13 protein-coding genes are annotated in these 17,898 nt (G+C 73.3%); 11 read left to right on the top strand and 2 right to left on the bottom strand.

Annotation, left to right across the window (positions count from 1 at the left end; genetic code table 11):
• Positions 1-15: 15 nt before the first annotated feature.
• From BLW43_RS03390 to BLW43_RS03380, 3 genes are all read left to right on the top strand, one after another.
• On the top strand, positions 16-2,406 hold the full coding sequence (locus tag BLW43_RS03390) for a YbcC family protein (RefSeq protein ID WP_093248413.1): 2,391 nt from the start codon (positions 16-18) through the stop codon (positions 2,404-2,406).
• A gap of 353 nt (positions 2,407-2,759) precedes the next feature.
• A complete protein-coding gene (locus BLW43_RS03385; RefSeq protein WP_139283974.1) occupies positions 2,760-4,844 on the top strand; it encodes a hybrid sensor histidine kinase/response regulator in 2,085 nt (694 codons plus the stop codon).
• The gene (locus tag BLW43_RS03380; RefSeq protein ID WP_093248410.1) at positions 4,841-5,944 is read left to right on the top strand and encodes an extracellular solute-binding protein; all 1,104 of its coding nucleotides are present in this window, start codon (positions 4,841-4,843) and stop codon (positions 5,942-5,944) included. The genes BLW43_RS03385 and BLW43_RS03380 overlap by 4 nt, the downstream gene beginning before the upstream one ends.
• A gap of 60 nt (positions 5,945-6,004) precedes the next feature.
• On the opposite strand, the gene BLW43_RS03375 is transcribed toward BLW43_RS03380, so the two are convergent.
• Positions 6,005-6,337 carry a DMT family transporter gene (locus BLW43_RS03375; protein ID WP_093248408.1) on the bottom strand — a complete coding sequence of 111 codons (333 nt, stop codon included), beginning with the start codon at positions 6,335-6,337 and terminating at the stop codon, positions 6,005-6,007.
• A complete protein-coding gene (locus BLW43_RS03370; protein WP_093248407.1) occupies positions 6,334-6,768 on the bottom strand; it encodes an SET domain-containing protein in 435 nt (144 codons plus the stop codon). The genes BLW43_RS03375 and BLW43_RS03370 overlap by 4 nt, the downstream gene beginning before the upstream one ends.
• A 963-nt stretch (positions 6,769-7,731) precedes the next feature.
• On the opposite strand from BLW43_RS03370, the gene BLW43_RS03365 reads away from it, so the two are divergent.
• The 8 genes from BLW43_RS03365 to tssA all read left to right on the top strand — a co-directional run bounded on the left by BLW43_RS03365 (position 7,732) and on the right by tssA (position 17,793).
• A complete protein-coding gene (locus BLW43_RS03365) occupies positions 7,732-8,202 on the top strand; it encodes a hypothetical protein (protein WP_139283973.1) in 471 nt (156 codons plus the stop codon).
• A gap of 656 nt (positions 8,203-8,858) precedes the next feature.
• Positions 8,859-9,248, top strand: a complete 390-nt coding sequence (locus tag BLW43_RS03360; RefSeq protein ID WP_093248405.1) for a DUF4280 domain-containing protein — start codon at positions 8,859-8,861, stop codon at positions 9,246-9,248.
• A 184-nt stretch (positions 9,249-9,432) separates the two neighbouring features.
• The gene (locus tag BLW43_RS03355; RefSeq protein WP_093248404.1) at positions 9,433-10,155 is read left to right on the top strand and encodes an SPOR domain-containing protein; all 723 of its coding nucleotides are present in this window, start codon (positions 9,433-9,435) and stop codon (positions 10,153-10,155) included.
• Entirely contained in the window at positions 10,152-10,601 is a 450-nt protein-coding gene (locus BLW43_RS03350) for a hypothetical protein (RefSeq protein WP_093248403.1), read from the top strand. The genes BLW43_RS03355 and BLW43_RS03350 overlap by 4 nt, the downstream gene beginning before the upstream one ends.
• A complete protein-coding gene (gene tssK, locus BLW43_RS03345) occupies positions 10,598-11,992 on the top strand; it encodes a type VI secretion system baseplate subunit TssK (RefSeq protein ID WP_093248402.1) in 1,395 nt (464 codons plus the stop codon). The genes BLW43_RS03350 and tssK overlap by 4 nt, the downstream gene beginning before the upstream one ends.
• A complete protein-coding gene (locus BLW43_RS03340; RefSeq protein WP_093248401.1) occupies positions 11,989-12,738 on the top strand; it encodes a DotU family type IV/VI secretion system protein in 750 nt (249 codons plus the stop codon). Before tssK ends, BLW43_RS03340 begins: the two co-directional genes overlap by 4 nt.
• Before the next feature lie 49 nt (positions 12,739-12,787).
• Positions 12,788-16,687, top strand: a complete 3,900-nt coding sequence (locus tag BLW43_RS03335; RefSeq protein ID WP_139283972.1) for a type VI secretion system protein — start codon at positions 12,788-12,790, stop codon at positions 16,685-16,687.
• Complete coding sequence (gene tssA / locus BLW43_RS03330; protein ID WP_175478736.1) at positions 16,684-17,793, top strand: type VI secretion system protein TssA; 1,110 nt, start codon at positions 16,684-16,686, stop codon at positions 17,791-17,793. Before BLW43_RS03335 ends, tssA begins: the two co-directional genes overlap by 4 nt.
• Positions 17,794-17,898: the final 105 nt, after the last annotated feature.

The raw sequence follows: 17,898 nt of genomic DNA, 5'->3' as shown, positions 1-17,898 counted from the left end.
CGGGAGGACACGCAAATGCTGCTGCAGCACACGCCGCCGACGCCGGCTCGGGTCGACGCCGTCCTCAAGGCCGCCGAGGCCGCCGCGCGGGCGATCCCCCCCGCCTTCCCGCTCGATGCGACGGTGGCCGCCAACCCCTTCCTCGGCCAGACCGGCGAGCCCTTCGCGACGGCCTGCGCGCGGCTCGCGCGCGTCGCCGGCGTCCGCCTGACGCGCCCGCGGGCCGACTATGCGGCGGAGATCGTGGCGGGGAGCGTCGCCGACGAGGATCTGAGCGCCGCGCTGGAGGCCTGCGAGGGGCTCCATCCGCCCATCGACCTGCAGACGCTCAAGGCCGCCTGCCTCGGGGAGGGCGCGGCGCCGGCGGCGCTGCCGACCGTGGCCGAACTCGCCGCGAGAACCGGCGCGGTCGACTGGCCGACGGTGATCGACCGCACCGTGGGCCTCTGGGCGGCCGGACATTTCGACCGTGGACAGGCGCTGTGGACGCCGGCGCCCGGACGGCGCGCCTATGACGCGTGGAAGGCCTGGGCGACCCACGACCTGACGCCGGAGATCGCCGGGCTCGCCGGCTTCTGCGCCCATGTCGCCGACGCGCCGGACACGCCCGAGCGCGCGATCCTGCGCGCGGCCGACGGGCTGGGCGTCACCGCGGCGGCCGCGGAGACCGCCTTCCATCGCCTGCTGATGGATTTCGGCGGCTGGGCGCAGCACGCGCGCTGGCTGCTCTGGCGGGCGGAGCTGGACGGCGGAACCGACGGCGCGCTGACCGATCTCCTGGCGATCCGCCTGCTCTGGGAGGAGGCTCTGCTGGCCCATGCGCCGCAGACGCAGGCCGGCTGGGCGGCGACGGTGGCGGCGCACGAGGCGCCGCTGACGCCAACGCGCGACCAGATGATCGACGCGACCCTTCAGGACGCCTCGGAGCGTGCACACCAGCGCCGCCTCGCCGCGATGCTGGCGACGGCGGCGGCGACTGCGGCCGCCGCCGCGCCGCCCCGCCCCGCGCTGCAGGCGGCATTCTGCATCGACGTCCGCTCCGAAATCTTCCGCCGGGCTCTGGAGCGCCAGAGCCCCGACGTCGAGACCGTCGGCTTCGCGGGCTTCTTCGGCCTGCCCGTCGCCCATCGCGACCACGGCTCGGACGCCGCCGAGGCGCATCTTCCGGCGCTGCTGCGCCCGACGCTCGCATCGAGCAGCCGCGCGGCCCCCGACGCGGAGCAGGACGCGCGCATCGCCGCGCGCGCGATGCGCGCCTGGGGTCGCTTCCGGCAGGCGGCGGTGTCGTCCTTCGCCTTCGTCGAGGCCGCCGGGCCGCTCTACGGCTTCAAGCTGGTGAAGGACGCCCTCGGCGCGAAGCGGCAGGTGGAGATGGGGCCGCCGCCGCGTTTCGAGACCGAGCTCGACGCAGGCGCCAAGGCCGACGCCGGCGCCGCCGTCCTGAAGGCGATGGGGCTGGCGAACGCGCAGGCGCCGCTCGTGCTGCTGATCGGCCATGGCGCGCAGGTCGCCAACAACCCGCATGAGAGCGCCTATCACTGCGGCGCCTGCGGCGGCTACACCGGCGCGGTGTCGGCGCGGCTGCTGGCGACGCTGCTGAACGACCCCGAGACACGCGCGGGCCTGGCCGGACGCGGCGTCTCGCTGGCGCCGGACGCCATTTTCGTCGGCGGCCTGCACGACACGACGACCGATGAAGTGACGCTCTACGTCGACGACCCCGCGCAGGGCGACGCCGAGACGCTCGACGCGGCGCGGGTCTGGCTGGCCGCGGCCGGCGCGGAGACGCGCGCCGAGCGCGCGGCGCGGTTGCCGAACGCCACGCCGGCCACGGTCGCCGCACGGGCGCTCGACTGGGCCCAGGTGCGCCCGGAATGGGGCCTGGCGGGATGCGCCGCCTTCATCGCGGGGCCGCGCGCGGCGACCGCGGGTGCGGACCTCGCCGGCAGGGCCTTCCTGCACAGCTACGACTGGCGGCGCGACGAGGGCGGCGCGACGCTGGAGTTGATCCTCACCGCGCCGGTCGTCGTGGCGAGCTGGATCAGCCTGCAATACTACGGCTCGGCCGTGGCCCCCGAGGCCTTCGGCGGCGGCGACAAGCTGATCCACAACGTCGTCGGCGGGATCGGCGTGGTGGAGGGCAATGGCGGGCGGCTTCGCGCCGGCCTGCCGACGCAGGCGCTGCATGACGGCGAGCGCCGGACGCACGAGCCGCTGAGGCTGTCGGTGATGATCGAGGCCCCGCAGGAGGCCGTCACGGCGGTCCTTGAGCGCCATCCGGCGGTGCGCGCCCTGTTCGACAACGGCTGGATGCACCTGTTCGCGCTGAGGGACGGGCGGATCGCGGCCCGATACCGACCGGGGCTTGAATGGCGCGACGACGTGGAGGTTGGTCTCGCCGCCTGAGAACGGCCCGAACATCCGCATCGCGCGGCGCAAGGCGCCGACCGGGCCGAAGGCCGGGACGGTCCCGGCGTCAGGCGAAGCGCCTGCGCCGGGCCGCGACGCAGTCAGCCTCGCGCCCTGAATGCGGAACGGTGCTATGCTCGGCGCCGTGATCGAACCCGGATCGGCATTCCTGGAGGTTCCTGACGGCCGTGCGGGCCCCCTGCGCGCGGAGATCGGGCATCTTCGCCCCGTGGCGCCAACGCGACGACCGCAGCTGCCCGCGCCCGTGGCGCCGAACTCCGGTGCGCTATCTTCGGTTGTGTGCTTGTCTAACTGCACGCATTGTTCAGATACGACCGGATATCGCGCCATTGGCAGACTTGCATGAGAACCTCGTCGACGGATCCGCGGCGTCGACCGCATCGGGGGCGCGCAGCGCCAGCCCGGCTGAGTGCGGCGCGCGCCACGACGCAGGCGCGGCCATCGCCATGACGCTGGACGCGCTCCGACGCCGCATCTCCGGCGCGCTGGGTCGAAGGATCGCTCGCGACGGCGCCCGGAGCCCGGAGGCGCCAGAGGCGACGCCGCCTCGGCACACGCCGCCGGTCACGCGGCTCTATCTGCGGCTGCGCCTCACCGCGGCGTTCGCCCTCATCCTCGGCGTCGTGCTGTTCTCGCATTTCTCGATCAGCGCCATGCGGGAGGACGTGCGGACGAAGATACAGATCTCCGAGGCCCTGACGTCGGCGCAGAGCGGCATCTCCTCGATCGAACTGGGGCTTCACGACCTCGTCGCCTCCAGCGACGTCTGGCGCGCCGAGGAAAGCCGCGCGAGCATCCGCAGCGGGCGCGAGCAGCTCTCGGCGGCGGCCAGGGGCATCGCCCGGCTGCGCGACGCCGGCGCGCTCGCCCCGCGGACCATGGCGATCCTCTCCAATCCGATGCTGAGGCCGCTCGAGAAGATCACGGTCATGATCAGGCTGGCGGAGCCGCTCATCGAGCGCGGGGGTCCGCTGGGCCAGGAGGCGAAGCGGTACTCCACGCTCGGCATCGACATCTCAAAGGTCACGCAGCCGGCGCTGCTGCAGATGCGGCGGGACGAATACGCGGCGCTGCTGAAGGCGACGGACGACCTCGCGACGGAGAGCGTCGTGCTCGTCGCGCTGTGCTTCGGTGCGCTGATCTTCAGCGCGGCGTTCATCTTCCTCCCGCTGGAGCGGCGCGTGATGCAATCGCAGGACGTCATCCTGCGGAAGACGCAGGCGGCGGAGCTGGCCTCGAAATCCAAGTCCCAGTTCCTCGCGACCATGAGCCACGAGATCCGCACGCCGATGAACGGCGTGCTCGGGATGGCGGGCATCCTCCGCCACACGCGCCTCGACGACAAGCAGCTCAAGATGCTCGACATCATAACGTCATCCGGAAAGACGCTGGTCTCGCTGCTCGACGACATCCTCGACCTGTCGCGCCTCGAGGCCCAGGCGACGCGGTTCGACTGCCGGCCGCTGGACATGAGGGGCGTGGTCGCCGACTGCGCGAGCCTCTTCGAGCCGCTCGCCAGCAGCAAGGGCGTGGCGCTCGAACACGCCGTGGCGCCGGAGGTGTCGGCGCTGCACGCCGGCGACGAGACACGCATCCGCCAGATCATCTACAATCTGGTCTCGAACGCCATCAAGTTCACCCATGAGGGCCGCGTCGCGATCTCCGTCTCCGCCGAGGACGCTCGGGACGGCGCGCAGACGCTTGCGATCTCGATCGAGGACACCGGCATCGGCATCGCGCCGGAGGCGCAGGCGCGGGTCTTCGACGTGTTCGAGCAGGCCGACAGTTCGACCACGCGGCGCTTCGGCGGCACCGGCCTCGGCCTCGCCATCGTGAAGCGGCTGGCGGAGGGCATGGGCGGCGGCGTCGCCATCGAGAGCGAGCCCGGCGTCGGCTCCACCTTCACCGTCCGCCTGCCGCTGAAAGTCGTCGACAGCGAGGACGCCGCCGCGGAGGAGCAGACTGAAGGCGCGCCCGGCGCCGCGCCCGACATGGACGAGCCGGCAGAGGCGCCGCGCGTCCTCGTTGTGGACGACAACGACGTGAACCTCGAGGTGGCGCGCGCCATGCTGGAGCGCCTGGGATGCAGCGTGACCGTCTGCGCCAGCGGCCGCGCGGCGATCGACCTCGCGCGCGCCTTCGCGCCGGACCTGATCCTCATGGACATATCCATGCCGGGAATGGACGGGTGCGAGGCCACGCGGCGCATCCGGGCGCTCGATCTGCGAAGGAAGCCGCGGATACATGGCATGTCGGCCCATGTCGGCCCGGAGCATGTCGCCGCGGCGGTCGATGCGGGAATGGACGGCTTCATCACCAAGCCGGTCGACGCCGGGAGCCTGGAGGCGGCGCTGGCGGCGCTGCCGCGACGGAGAAGCGCGCGCGGCGCCGCGAAACGGGGGGTGGGATCATGATCCGACGCCGCAGCCGCGCGGGCGTCGCCGCGGCGCTGACCAGCCTCGCGGCTCTCGTCCTGCTCCCCGCCATGGCGACGGCGGACGCCAGCCGGATGGTCCGGCTCTACAACTGGGTGGACTACATCAACCCCAAGGTCATCGCGGATTTCGAGAAGGAGACCGGAATCGACGTCGTCATCGAAACCTACACCAGCAGCGAACAGGCGGAGGCGCGCCTGCTGCTGGGCGGGCAGGGCTTCGATCTGGTGGTGGTCTATTCGCAGCAGATCGACCGGCTGGCGAAAGCCGGCGTCATCGAGCCGTTCGATCTGGACCTGGTGCCGAACAGCGCCGGCGTCGACACGTCCATCATGGCGCTGATGCCGGGCGCGGCGTCGGACGCCACGCTCACCATGCCCTATTTCTGGGGCACCACCGGCATCGGCTACAACGTCAAGGAGCTCGAGCGCCGCTTTCCCGAAGGCGTTCCGCACAGTTGGGGGCTGATCTTCGAGCCCGAGCTGGCGCGGCGCCTCGAGAGCTGCGGCGTCCACGTCATCGACGCGCCGGAGACCGCGATCGGCGCGGCGCTGGCCTGGCTCGGCCTTGACCCGGGCAGCAAGAACCCCGAAGACATCGAGGCCGCGATGGCGGCGATCGAGCGCGCCTCCGTCCATTGGCGCGCGATCGACAGCGAACTCATCAACGCGATGGCGACGGGCGCCTCCTGCGTCACGCTCGCCTGGAGCACGGAGGTGCTGCTTGCGATGGCGTCGGCCGCCCAGGGGCTGGAAGTCGGCTACATGCTGCCGCGGGAGGGCTCCGAGATCTGGGTCGACAGCTTCGCCATCCCCCGCGGCGCCCCGCACCGCAAGGAGGCGCACCTGCTCGTGAACTACCTGCTGCGGCCCGACGTCGCTGCGCGCCTCACGAACTGGTCGCAGGCCGCGAACGCCGTTCCAGGATCGAAGCCGATGGTGAGCGCCGAGATCGTCTCCAACCCGGGCGTTTATCCGCCGGAGGAGATGCGGGAACGCTTCTACCCGCTCGCAGCGGTCGGCACGGGCATGCAGTCGGAGATCAACAACCGCTGGATGTGGCTCAAGCTGCCCAAGTAGGCGTGGCGCCCGGCCGACGCAGCGCATCGGCCGGGCGCGGGGCTAGGCCCGCAGCCTCACCTAGAGGAATCGCGACATGAGCAGGACCGAAAGCAGTGCGAAGAAGATGCCGAGGCCCTCGCGCCACCCCAGCGTTTCCTCGAACCAGATCACGCCCATCGCGGTCAATGCAAGTATCGTGACGACCGAGTACAGGACGCCCACCTGCCCCAGAGTCATCGTCTTCATTGCAAAGAGCCAGCCGCCGGCCGAAAGCACATAGAGACTGGCGCCGATAAGGAAGCTCCAGGTCAACAACGAGGCTTCCTTCTGGGAAGCGATCTTGATGAAGTAGTCGGCGATAATCGCCGTGGCGACCGCGAAGCCGGTGATGGCGATCCCCGCGCCGCTCATGCCGCCGTCATCCTGCGCTGCGCGACGACCCTGCCGGCGCGGGAGAGTTCCGGATCGATGCTCCGCTCGATGTGATGAATCATCCCGATCTCTCCGTAGTCTATGGTCAGTTCTTCGCCAGGCGCGATGTCCCGGATGGCTACGAGCACGTCATCTTCAGTCACGCGGAGGTTTGGCGTGATGGAATGATTCATGTACTTGTCCTCGTCGCTCGACAAGCGATAAACTCCAAGCTCTGGGAAGTGTTCCGCATGCACGATTACATGCTCCCGCACATGCTCGGGGAGCCGCGCCAGTTCGCTTTCACTGATAGTCTTGTCGAATGCGGGCTCGAAACGCCACACGCGCGCGCCGGCATGGATCATGTTTACGCAAAAAACGCCGATTCCGTGGATCGGGCTCATGTCGAGCCGGGTTCTGATCAAGAACATCTACAGTTCCTCATGCATGGGTTGATCACGACGCAACGCATCTCTCCGGCGTGACGCACACAACCGAGAGTAGCGCCGGCTTTGCAGATGGGATCACAGCGGCAAGGTGGCGGCGCGGGAAGCGGACAGCGCAGGACCGTCCGCCCGGGACAGCCCGCCCGACCGCGACCGCCATGGCCTCGCTTTCGGTGATCTCGCCTGCTTCGGCGGGGTCGACCATGCGTCGGACCCGGACGCAGCCGGGCGCGCCGGACGCGGCGCCGCCTCCGGCGCGTTCGGCGCGCGGCGTCCGGGCTGCGCACGGAAACGCTGCGGCGAGCGGGGCGCGCGGCGTCTGGGGGCGGAGCGGGACGGGTCGTTCTTCGCGACGGGCGCTGGGGCCGCCGCTTCAAGCAGTTTCTGACGTGGCACGCGCGGATCAGGCCGCGCTGGCGGCTCCTCGGCGGGGATCATCGAGAGATCTCGAGCGACGGGCGGGAAGCTGGCGACGCTGGAGACGCACGGTCCGCGCTGCGTGCCGCGGCGCAACCCGCCTCGGCGCCCAAGCCGTCACGGTCGCCACCGGGGACGGTCGCCGCATCCCGAAAGGCGCGCGGCGAGAAATTTGGACCGTCGCTTTTCAATGGCCGCTTTCAGTGCGCGCATACGCGTCGCTCCGGACTTCGACAGGGCTTCGCTTTCATGCTTGGCGCGAAAACTTTCTAAAATTTTAACGAACGACTGCGGGACGCTGTCGCCGACCGCGCCAAACGGGCCCGCCGGGCAGCCGCCCGCCGGTTCAGGGCGATCGGACGCCGCGAGCCGGCTGGATCCCGCCGCAAACGCGCCGGATAGCTTTCATTCTTTATTTCAATTGCTTGCGCTCCGTTCCCGCGCGATGTCCGTCATTCCGCGCCCTGCGCTAACGCCCATTTCGCGCCCCACGCCGTACGGCGCTCCGACGCGCGCTGCGACCATGGCGCCATGACGGCGGCCCGCTTGCCTAACAGATCGTTAAGTGTTTCCCTAACCCCGTACAGTTTCTTTCGGAGACGCATTCCGATGTCTCAGATCAACGGCGCCGCTTTCGAGATCGACGCCGAACTCGCCGGGCTGGCGCTCGAGGCGGCGACCCTTCTCAGCACGATCGAAGCCGGGTCGACGACCGAAGAGCTGCGGCGACATGCCTGCGGCATAGAGGACGCGCTCGACCGGATCGAGCCGCCGCTTGCGCGGAAATGGATGGCCGCCACGGCCCAGTCTCTGAGGCATGCGGCGCTGTTTGCCGCGGCGCGGCCGGATCTGGCGCCCGCAGCGGCGGCCGCGATGGTCGCAAGGCTGAACGCCATCGCGCAGTCCCAGATCGCGATCGTCGCCGCAACGACGGTCGGCGCGCGCCCAGCGGGCGGAGGGTCGCAGCCCTCGCCCGGGCGACAGGATCGCTTGCGCCGGTAGCGTCGGCCGGGAGATTTCGGGGCGCCCGGCGGGACCGTGCGGACGGCGACGCGCGCCCGGCCGGAGCGGCGCGCCTCCGATGATACGGTCGCCGGCATCGGCATGGGCGAGGCTGCGGACGCCCCGCCACAGGCGCCGCGACTCGAATCGGATGCGGGCCATGCGCCCCATCCCGGAGGCCAGCGGGCGAGCGCGGCCCCATCGCATCATGGTTCGGGTCATTGCCCGCGCGTCCCAGCCCCGGCGCGGCGGGGGGCGGCGGCAGGCTCCACAGCGCAATCCCGAGGCTTCGCCCGGCGCAGGCCATGCGCCGGAGAGTGGCGCGGGCGCCGTCAGGCGGCTTCCGCCGGTCGCGCAAGCGGCTCTCGCCTGTCGCGTCGCGGCGGGACCGACGGCGCCTGCCTTTGCGGCCTGACCGCCCCGCAGGGCGGGAGACGCCGGCGACACGCGGATCTGGGGCGCAGGCCGGACTGACCGGGCGGCGCCGCCGAAGCGGCGGGAGGCGCGAAGCCGGGGACGCGACGCAGGCGCCTTAAACGAAAGTTTACCATATCCGACAACAACACCGGGCGACGATCACGCTCCCGGAATGTGGGCGCGCACGGCGAGCGAACCGGCGCATCCTGCGTTCCAGAGCGGCCGCATCCGGAGCCGCAATGTCCTTTCAAGTCGTCACCGGAGCCATGATGTCGTGCAGCTTCGGCGCGGCGCCGGCGGCATTCGTCGCGGCGCCGGGACAGACGGTGATGGCCGGCGGTCTGCCGGCGGGCACCAGCTTCGACTACGTCCCCATGCTCAACATTCCCACTTTCGGAACCTGCATGAGCCTCGCCAATCCCACCGTCGCCGCCGCCACCGCCGCCGCCCTCGGCGCACTCACGCCGATGCCGTGCATCCCGATGACGGTGGCTCCATGGGCGCCGGGCTCCGCGACCGTCCTGATCGGCGGCAAGCCGGCGCTGCACGACGGCTGCCTTGCGACATGCGCCTATGGCGGCGCCATCCAGTTCTCCATGGCGGGCCAGTTCACGGTGATGGTCAGCTAGCGGCCCGCCCGGGAAACCACCTCGAAACGAAGGTTCATCATGCTGATGAGACACGCCGTCCGACGCCGTCCGGCACGCCAGACCGAAATTTTTTTTCGCGCATCGGGCGAGTGATAGCGACGCCTCAACTTCCGCGCGCCAGAACGGCGGGTGGCGACAGTGCAGAATGCAGGGAAGACAGTCGATGCTCAGGGTCGTGATTCTCGCCGGACTCGTGACGACGACGGTGAGCGCCTTTCTGCTGGGGGCCGTATTCGGCGTGACGCTGTCGGCCGCCGGCGCCGCGGGCGCGATGCAGGCAGGCGCCGCCCCGCAGACCTCCGCCGAGACCTCCGCCGAGACCTCCGCGCGAACACCCTTCGGCGCCGCCGGGGACGCGCCCCCGGCCGGCGTCGCCCCCGCGGGCGCGGCGGCTCAGGCCCCCGGGCCGGGCGCAGCCGCCCTCGCTTCGGCGGACGCGCGGGCGGCGACGCGTCCCCGACCGGCGGACGCGCCCGCCGGCGGAAACGCCGACGCCGGCGCGCCTGCCGACCCCGCGCGTCACGGCGCGTCTGCCGACCCCGCGCGTCACGGCGCGCCTGCCGACCCCGCGCGTCACGACGCGTCTTCCGACCCGGCGCCGGACCCGCGCGCGACGGCCGCGCTGGCGGCGCTGGAGCCGGAAAGCTACACGCTGTCCGCCGGCGCCTTCGCGAGGCGCGCCGATGCGCAGGCGTTCGCCGAGGAACTCGGCGCGCGCGCGATGCCGGCGCGGCTGGTGGGCTCGGTCGACCCCGGCGGCCGGGAATGGTCGGAAGTGACCATCGGCCCCTATCCCAGTTCCGGCAGCGCCGCGCGGGCGGCGGAGGACATCCGCCGCGCCTTCGCCATCACGCCGGTCCTGCGCCCTACGGAGACGCCGCGATGAGCGCCAAGACGTTCCTGCGCCTTTCGGCCTGCGCCGCAGCGGCGGGGCTCCTGTCGGCCTGCGCCACGGTCTGCGGCGTGGACGCCAGCGGCGCCGTCGAGATCGTGGCCGCCCCGGACGCCAACGGCGCCTCCGCGACGGCCGTCGACGTCGTGGTGGCGCGCGACGAGCGGGCCGCCGACGCGCTCGCGGCCCTGCCCGCCTCGACCTACTTCTCCACCCGCGACCAGATCCTGCGCGACAATCCCGACGGCGTGGACGTGACCGGGTGGGAGATCGCGCCGGGGCAGAGCGTGGGGCCCGACAGCGTGAGCTTCCCCTGCGGCGTGGAGGCGGTGTTCGTCTTCGCCAGCTACGCAGGCCCGGGCGCGCATCGCGCCCAGCTGCCGGACCTCGACGGCGTCCGGGTCACGCTCGGCCCCCGCGATTTCGACGTCGCGCAATGAGCGCCCGACGCCCCGAGGGCCCCGCCGCCGCCGAGACGCCCGAGGCGGTGCAGTGGCACGAGGGCATGATGCTCGCCCCCCAGCACATGCAGCAGGAGGCGCGGCGCATCGAGGCGACGCTGAACTACCAGCTGCGCGCGGCCGCCCCCTTCTTCTGGGGCGTGCGCGCGCTTGAAATCGACGCCGGCGCGCTGTTTGCCGGCTGCTTCCGCGTCGTCGAGCTCGACGCGCTGACGCCGGACGGGCTGGTGGTCGCGCATCCGCGCCCCGGCGCCGCCTCGCTGGAACTCGACCTCGACGCCCTGGATCAGGATCTCGCCGCAAGGCCGGCGACCATCCATCTCGGCGTGGCCGCGCACAGCGCCCGCGCCGCGGCGCCGGGCGCGCTGCGGCGCTACCTGTCGGTCGAGGGCGAGCTCGTGATGGACGAGAACCTGGGCGAGAACCCGGTCGCGACGCCGCGGCTGCGCCCGGCGCTCACCCTCCACGCCACCGCCTCCCCGATGATCGGGCCGGGCGCCGCGTGGGTGTCCCTGCCGATCGCGCAGGTGGCGAAGGTCGGCGGGCGGCTGGAGCTGCTGCCCTATCAGCCGCCCGCGCTGCGCGCGACGCGGGAGCAGCCGATCCACGCCGTCGCGCGCGCCGTCGCCGAGGATCTGCGCGGCAAGGCGACCGGCGTGGCCGAGCGGCTCAGGGGGGCAGCGGCAGGGCTCGGCGTGGAGACGCGGGAGGACGACATCGCCCTGCGCGCCATCTCGGCGCCGCTGCCGCGACTGGAGGCGCTGCTGCGCGACGAGGCGGCGTCGCCCTACCAGCTGCACCTCGCGCTCTGCGACGCGCTCGGGGCGGCGGCGGCGGTGGACCGGCGGCTGGCCCCGCCAACGGCGCCGACCTACCTGCATCACGACGCGCTGCCGGGCTTCCAGGCCATGGCCGGCATGATTCTCGGCGCGATGGCCCGCCTGCGCGCCGCCCACCGGCTGCTCCCCTTCGCGCGTGACGACGACGGCGGCTTCGTGAACGCCGCCGGGGCCGGCGGCGGCGCGGAGGCCGTCCACCTTCTCATGTACGCCGCGCCGGGCGACGGCGCGCAGCGCTTGGCGCAGTGGGCCGCGGCCGCCTGCATCGCGTCGTCGGACCGGATGTCGGAAGTGCGGCTCAGCCGCGTCCGCGGCGCGGCGCGCAGGCTCGTCGACAGCGTAGACGCCCTCGACATCGTGGCGCCGGAGGAGGGCGTCCTGGCGACGGTCGCGCTCGACCCGCGCTTCGTCGCGCCGGGCGCGCCGCTGGAAGTGCGTCACCCGGAAGGCGGCGGGCAGCCCGGCGAGCCGGCGCGCATCGTCCTCGCGCTGCCGCTCGACGACGCTGGCGACGCTGGCGACGCCTCATGAAGGTGGAGCGTCTGCCGCGCGAGACGCGGCGCAGCCTGCGCGACTTCCAGGAATTCCACGCCGCGCTGGCCGCGATCCGCGCGCGCGCCGAGGACGGCTCCGCCTCCGGCGGCGACGCCGGCTCTGGCGAGGTGGCGCGCGACGCCTTCGCCGAGCTCTCGCGGCGGCTGGGCCTTCTCGGCGCCCGGCGCCAGCCCGAAGGCGGCGGCTGGGAGCAGGTCGACAGCGCCTATGTGCTGGCGAGCTACGCCGACGAGGCGATGATCCACCTCACCCGCTGGGGCGGGGCGACCATCTGGGCCTCGACCCTGCTGGAGCGCTCGCTCTACGGCAGCCGCATCGCCGGCGAGCGCGTGCTGGAGGCGGCCTCGGCGATCCTCGCGCGGCGCGACGCCGGGCGGCGCGACCTCGCCATGACCATCTTCCTCGCGCTGTCCTGCGGCTTCCGCGGGAGCTGGCGCGGGGCCGACGACGGCGGCGAGATCGAGCGCCTGCGCCGCGGCCTCTTCGAACTCGCCACCGACCACGCGCCGCCCGCCGGCCCCGACATGGCCGCCGCCTTCGCCCAAGCCCACGCCAGCACCGAGACCGAGCCGGCGCCGCGCCCGCCGCGGGACGTCGAGCGCTGGCGGCTCGCCGTGCTCGGCGTCCTCCTCGGCTATGTCGTCCTGTCGCACGTCACGTGGCTCTGGACCTTCGGCCCGGTCGCCCTGCGCGCCGCCAGCATCGCCGCCGTGGGTCCATGAAAGAAGGCGCCGCAGCTCGATGACAACCTGGGCCACAGCGAATCTGCCGATGCTCGCCGTCATCCTGACCGCGCTGCTGCTGTCGGGCGCGGTCGCGACCTATCTGGCCGCCACGCGCCTGATGAGGCGAGAGGCGATCGCCGGCGCGCTCCAGCGGGTCGCCGAACCGCCGTTTGCGCGCGGGGCCGCCCGAAACGCCGCGCGGGACGCCGCCCGGGACGCCGCCTCGGCCCTGGAGCGCTCGACCGCATCCTTCGCCGGCGCCGTCTCCGGCGCCGACACGCCGCCGCTGATCGCCCTGGTCGGGGCCCCCGGCGCCGACGTCGAGGCCGCCGTGGCGGCCGCGGCGGCGGGTGCGCCGGAAGGGCTGGCGCCCCTCGGCGCCCCCGAGGGCCCCGCGCGCGTGGCGATGACGCCGCACGGGGTCATCCTCAGCTTCGGCGACGATCTGCTGGCGCAGAACGGCTGGCGCGCGCTGTGGCGCGCGACGCTCATGGGCTACCGGCGCAAGCGGCCGGACCGCCCGGTGGACGGCGTGGCGTTCGCGATCCGCGCACAGGTGCTCGCTCGGCTGGAGGACGAGAGCCCCGGCGCGCTGTCGGAGCTCGGCGAGCGGTTCGGCGCCCTCCTGCAGGAGGCGCAGGCCGTCGGCGGCCTCCGCCTGCCGGTCTATCTGCTCGTCACCGGCATCGAGGCCGAGCCCGGCTTCGCCGCGCTGCGCCGCGCCGCGCAGGATGCGGGCGAGGACGACGCCCTGATCGGCTGGTCCGCGCCCGGCTCGCCCGAGACGCCGTGGGATCCCGCGACGATCCAGACGGCGATCGCCGCGATCTCGGCCTCGCTGGACGGGCTCGCCCTCGCGGCGCTGGCGTCCCGGCCGGGGGAGCGGTCGGAGGCGATGCTGGACATGTCGAGCCGCGTCGCAGCCTTCGAGGCGCCCCTGCGCCGCCTGCTGACGCCGATGCTGCGCGCCACCGCCTTCGCGGACCCTATGATGTTCCGCGGCCTCTACTTCGTCGGCGGCGGAAACGGCGGGGCGGGCTCGGCCGCGCCCTTCGCGGCGGAGGTCTTCGCCCGCAAGATCTTCGCCGAGAGCCGCCTCGCCAGACCCGCCAGGGGCCGGCTCACGCAGCGCGCGCGCACCGCGCTGCGCCTCAAGGTCGCCGCCGGCGGGCTCGCCGCGCTCGGCGCGCTGGGGCTGTTCCTGCTCAGCCAGGGCGGCGGGGCGCAGAGCGACCTGCTGCGGCTGCTCTCCGTCATCGACCGGTCGATCACCGAGAACCGCGGGCTGGAGAGCCAGGGCCTCTCCGTCCCGCAGGAGACGCTGAACCGCGAGACGCGCGACATCCTCAACGCCATGGCGACGCTGACCATCAACGACCTGCCGACGCCGCTGGCGCCGACGAGCTATCTCTCGCCCATCGAGAGCCGCATCGAGCGCGCCGTGGCGACCGGCCTGAACGAGGTCGCGCTGCGCGCGCTGCGCGACGGCCTGCATGACCGCTTCGCGCAGGCGCTCGCGACGACGCGGAACCGCGCCGCGCTCGACGCCGCCGGCATCGCGCGGTTCGCCGAGGATCTCGCGGAGTTCGACGGCAACATCGCGATCTACGACGCGCTGCGCGACTCGCGCACCGCCGAGGAGCTGGCGCAGCTGTCGAACTACGCCATCGGCTTTCCGCCGCCGGCCGGCTTCATGGACGCCTACGAGATCTACGTCCGGGCGCTCTCCCGCACTGACGCGCCGCAGATCGACCGGGCGTCGATGCGCCCGCAGCTCAAGGCGGCGCTGGGGGAGCCCGACGAGGGCGTGTTCGCCGCGGCCTATCCGACCACGCCGCTGTTCCGCGCCCTGAGCGGCGTCTCGGCCGACGCCGCATGGCTGCTCACCGAGTCCGGCGCGCAGGACGCCGACATCGTCGGCCGTCTCGATTCGCTGCTGCGCGGCGTCGACGAGGCCGAGGCGCTGCTGGCCGACCCGGAGGCGAACTGGCTGGACCATCGCGCCGGGCGCCTCGACCAGGACCTGCGCCGCTCCGCCGCCGCCATCGCCGGGCTCAGCTTCGCCCCGCCGGGCCTGCGCGCGCGGCTGGACGACGAGATCGACGCTTCGGAGGCCGAGGCGCGGCTGACGATCCGGCAGCTCGTCGGCTTCTCGGGCCGCGCCATCCTGCGCGACGGCCCGAACGGGACCGAGCTCGACCCGCTCTACCCGATGCTGCGCGACGCCGCCGCGGCCCTGCTGGAGGACGGCAGGCTGGCGCAGAGCGCGCCCTCGGTCGGCCGGCGGCTCGACGTCGGCGCGGCGCGGCTGAGCTGGGATCCGTTCCGCCTCGGCGAGGCGGTGGAGACGGCGGGCTGGCTGCTCGGCGCGCTCACCAGCGCGCTGGGCGACTTCCCGCCGGACCTGCGCGAGCAGATGATCACGGTCGTGCGCGCGCGCACCGAGGCCCGCATGTCGGCGCTGGTCAACGATGCGCTGCGCCCGCTGGAGGGCGGCGGGCGCGACGCGACGCGCGTCGAGGCGACGTCCTTCGCCGCAGCCGCGCCGCTGCTGGCGAAGCTGCGCGACCAGACCGCGCTGCTCGGTCTGCGGACCCTGCAGCGCCAGTTGGCGGAGGTCGCCGACCGGCAGGCCGCGCGGCTGCTCGGCGAGATCGACGCCGAGCTCGACGGCGCCGCGCCCTATGCGCCCTTCTTTCCCGGCGTCGACGCATGGGACGGCGAGGCCCAGTCGGCCCCCGCCATGTTCGGCATGTTCGGCGACGCGGAGCTCGCCGGCGTCGTGCGCCACTGGCGCGGCTTCGTGCAGGCGCTCGGAGAGCAGCAGGCCGCGCCGATCGTCGCCTACTACGGCGGCGCGCTCGCGACCGACGCGACAGCCGCCGCCGCCGCCGCGCGCTGGCGCGACATCCTCGCCACGCTGTCGGACTACGCCGCGCGCAGCCCGCGCAACGCGCTGTCGGAACTCGAACGCTTCATCGTCGTCGGCCTGAACGAGCTCGACGCGGCGAACTGCGCCGAGCGGCTCGAAGCCGTCCGCCCGGGCGCCGGCTGGTTCGGCCAGCAGATGTTCGCGCTGGTCAGGGCGCTGCGCTACCGCTGCGAGGATATCGGGACGACCAACGCGCTCTCGGCGCAGGGCGAGATCGCCGACGCGTTCGACGCGCAGCTCGCAGGGCGCTTTCCCTTCGTGGGCGTCGGCGGCGCGGCGCGCCTGGCCGACCCGTCCCGCGCCGCCGACGCGGCCGACCCCGACAGCGTGCGCCGCTTCTTCAGCGCCCACGGGGCGGAGATCGCACGCCAGCTCGAAGCCGCCGCCTCGCCGGCGCGCCACTACGAGGAGGAGCGCGCGCGCGAGTTCACCGCCGCCCTCGCGGAGGTCCGCGCCTTCCTCGGCGGGCCCGACGGCGCGATCGCGCCCGGCGGCGCCGCCTTCGCAGTGCGCTTCGCCTTCCGCACCAACCGCGACCGCGAGCGCGCCGGCGATCAGATCGTCGAATGGTCGGCGCAGATCGGCGCCGAGCGGCTGAGCTCTTTCGAGCCGCCGCGCGCGCTGATCTGGCGGCAGGGCGACCCGATCAGGCTCAGCTTCCGCTGGGCGCGCAACGGCCCGAACCTGCCCGCCCAGCCCGGGCGCAGCGACGCCGCGGTGGAGGACCGGACGCTGACGCTGAGCTACGACGACCGCTGGTCGCTCGTCACCATGGTCGCCGCGAACGCCCCCGGCGGGGCCGACCTGCAGACGCTGGGCGACCCGCGCCCGAACGTGATCCGCATCGCGACGCCGCTGCTGGTCAACCCGGCGGCTGCGGCGGGCGCGGCCAGTCTGGACCGCGCCGAGCTCTACATGCGCGTCGAGATCCGCCCGCTCGACGCGGGCGGCCTGCAGGCGGCCGGGCCGGCGCTGCGCATGCCGGTCTTCCCCGCGGGAGGGCCGGGCCGATGAGCGCCGACGTCGCGACGACCTTCGCCGGGCTGCTCGATCCGCTGCCCGGGCCCGAGCCCACCGGCCCCTCGCTGCGCTACGGTCCGGTCCATGCGGCGATCGAGGAAGCGCGGCGCGAGGAGGACGCGGACCTCCCGCAGGGCGTCTGGCAACGCGACGTCAAGCGCGCCGACGACGCCCATGTGGTCGCGCTCTGCCGCGACGCGCTGGCGACGAAATCGAAGGATCTCCTGGTCGCCTGCTGGCTGGTCGACGCCGCGGTGCGCGACGGCGGCTTCGCGGCGGCGGCCGCCGGGATGCGCTTCGTCGCGGCGCTGTGCGAGACCTTCTGGGAGGGGATGCATCCGGCCCATGACGGCGACGCCGACTCGCCGCGCTACGGCCCCATCGTGTGGCTGGACGGCGCGCTGGCGAGGGCCGCCCGGCTGGCGCCGATCGCGCGCGGCGAGCGCGAGGGCGAGCGGGTCGCGCTGAGCTGGTCGCATTACGAGCAGGCGCGCCACGGCGAGGCGGCGCAGCGCCGCGCCAGGTCATCGCGCAAGGCCGACGCCGCCCATGACCTGACGATCGGGGAGTTCGACGCGCTGGCCGACGCCACGCCCGAGGCCGCGCTACTGGCCTTCGACGACGCGCTGACGGCGGCGGATGCGGCGGCCGAGGCGCTGGAGGCCGCGCTGACGCGACTGGCGGGCGACGCCGCGCCGTCGATGACCGCGCTGCGGCGGGCGGCGCGCGAGGTCGGCGGTCTCGTCGGGCCGATTCTGGCGCGCAGGCGGCCCGCCACGCCCGTCGCGCCGCCGCCTGCGCCGGCCTCGGGCGCCGCGGCGGCTTCGGAGACGGCGACCTCCGCCGCGCCTTCCCGCGCGCCGGCCGCCCCCGTCCCTGCGATCGCGACGGACGGGGACCGGGAGCACGCCTACCGGGCGCTGATCGAGATCGCGGCGCTGCTGCGCCGGATCGAGCCCCACAGCCCGACCCCCTATCTGATCGAGCGCGCGGTGCGCTGGGGCGGCATGACGCTCGCCGACGTGCTGCGCGACCTGCCCAAGGAGGGGCGCGATCCGGAAATGCTCAACTGGCTGATGGCGCCGGCGGCGAAGAAGTGAGCCGGCGTCGAAAATGCGCCGCGCTTTTCACGAAGAACCAGCGCTCAGCTTCCATTGGCGACAGTCGAAAATAACGCGGCGTCAATAAGTTCGACCCTAGACATG

Origin of the sequence: Rubrimonas cliftonensis (genome assembly GCF_900107585.1) — a bacterium.
Classification (GTDB): domain Bacteria; phylum Pseudomonadota; class Alphaproteobacteria; order Rhodobacterales; family Rhodobacteraceae; genus Rubrimonas; species Rubrimonas cliftonensis.
The sequence above is the reverse complement of the archived record's forward strand: the minus strand, read 5'-3'. Positions and strand labels throughout refer to the sequence as shown.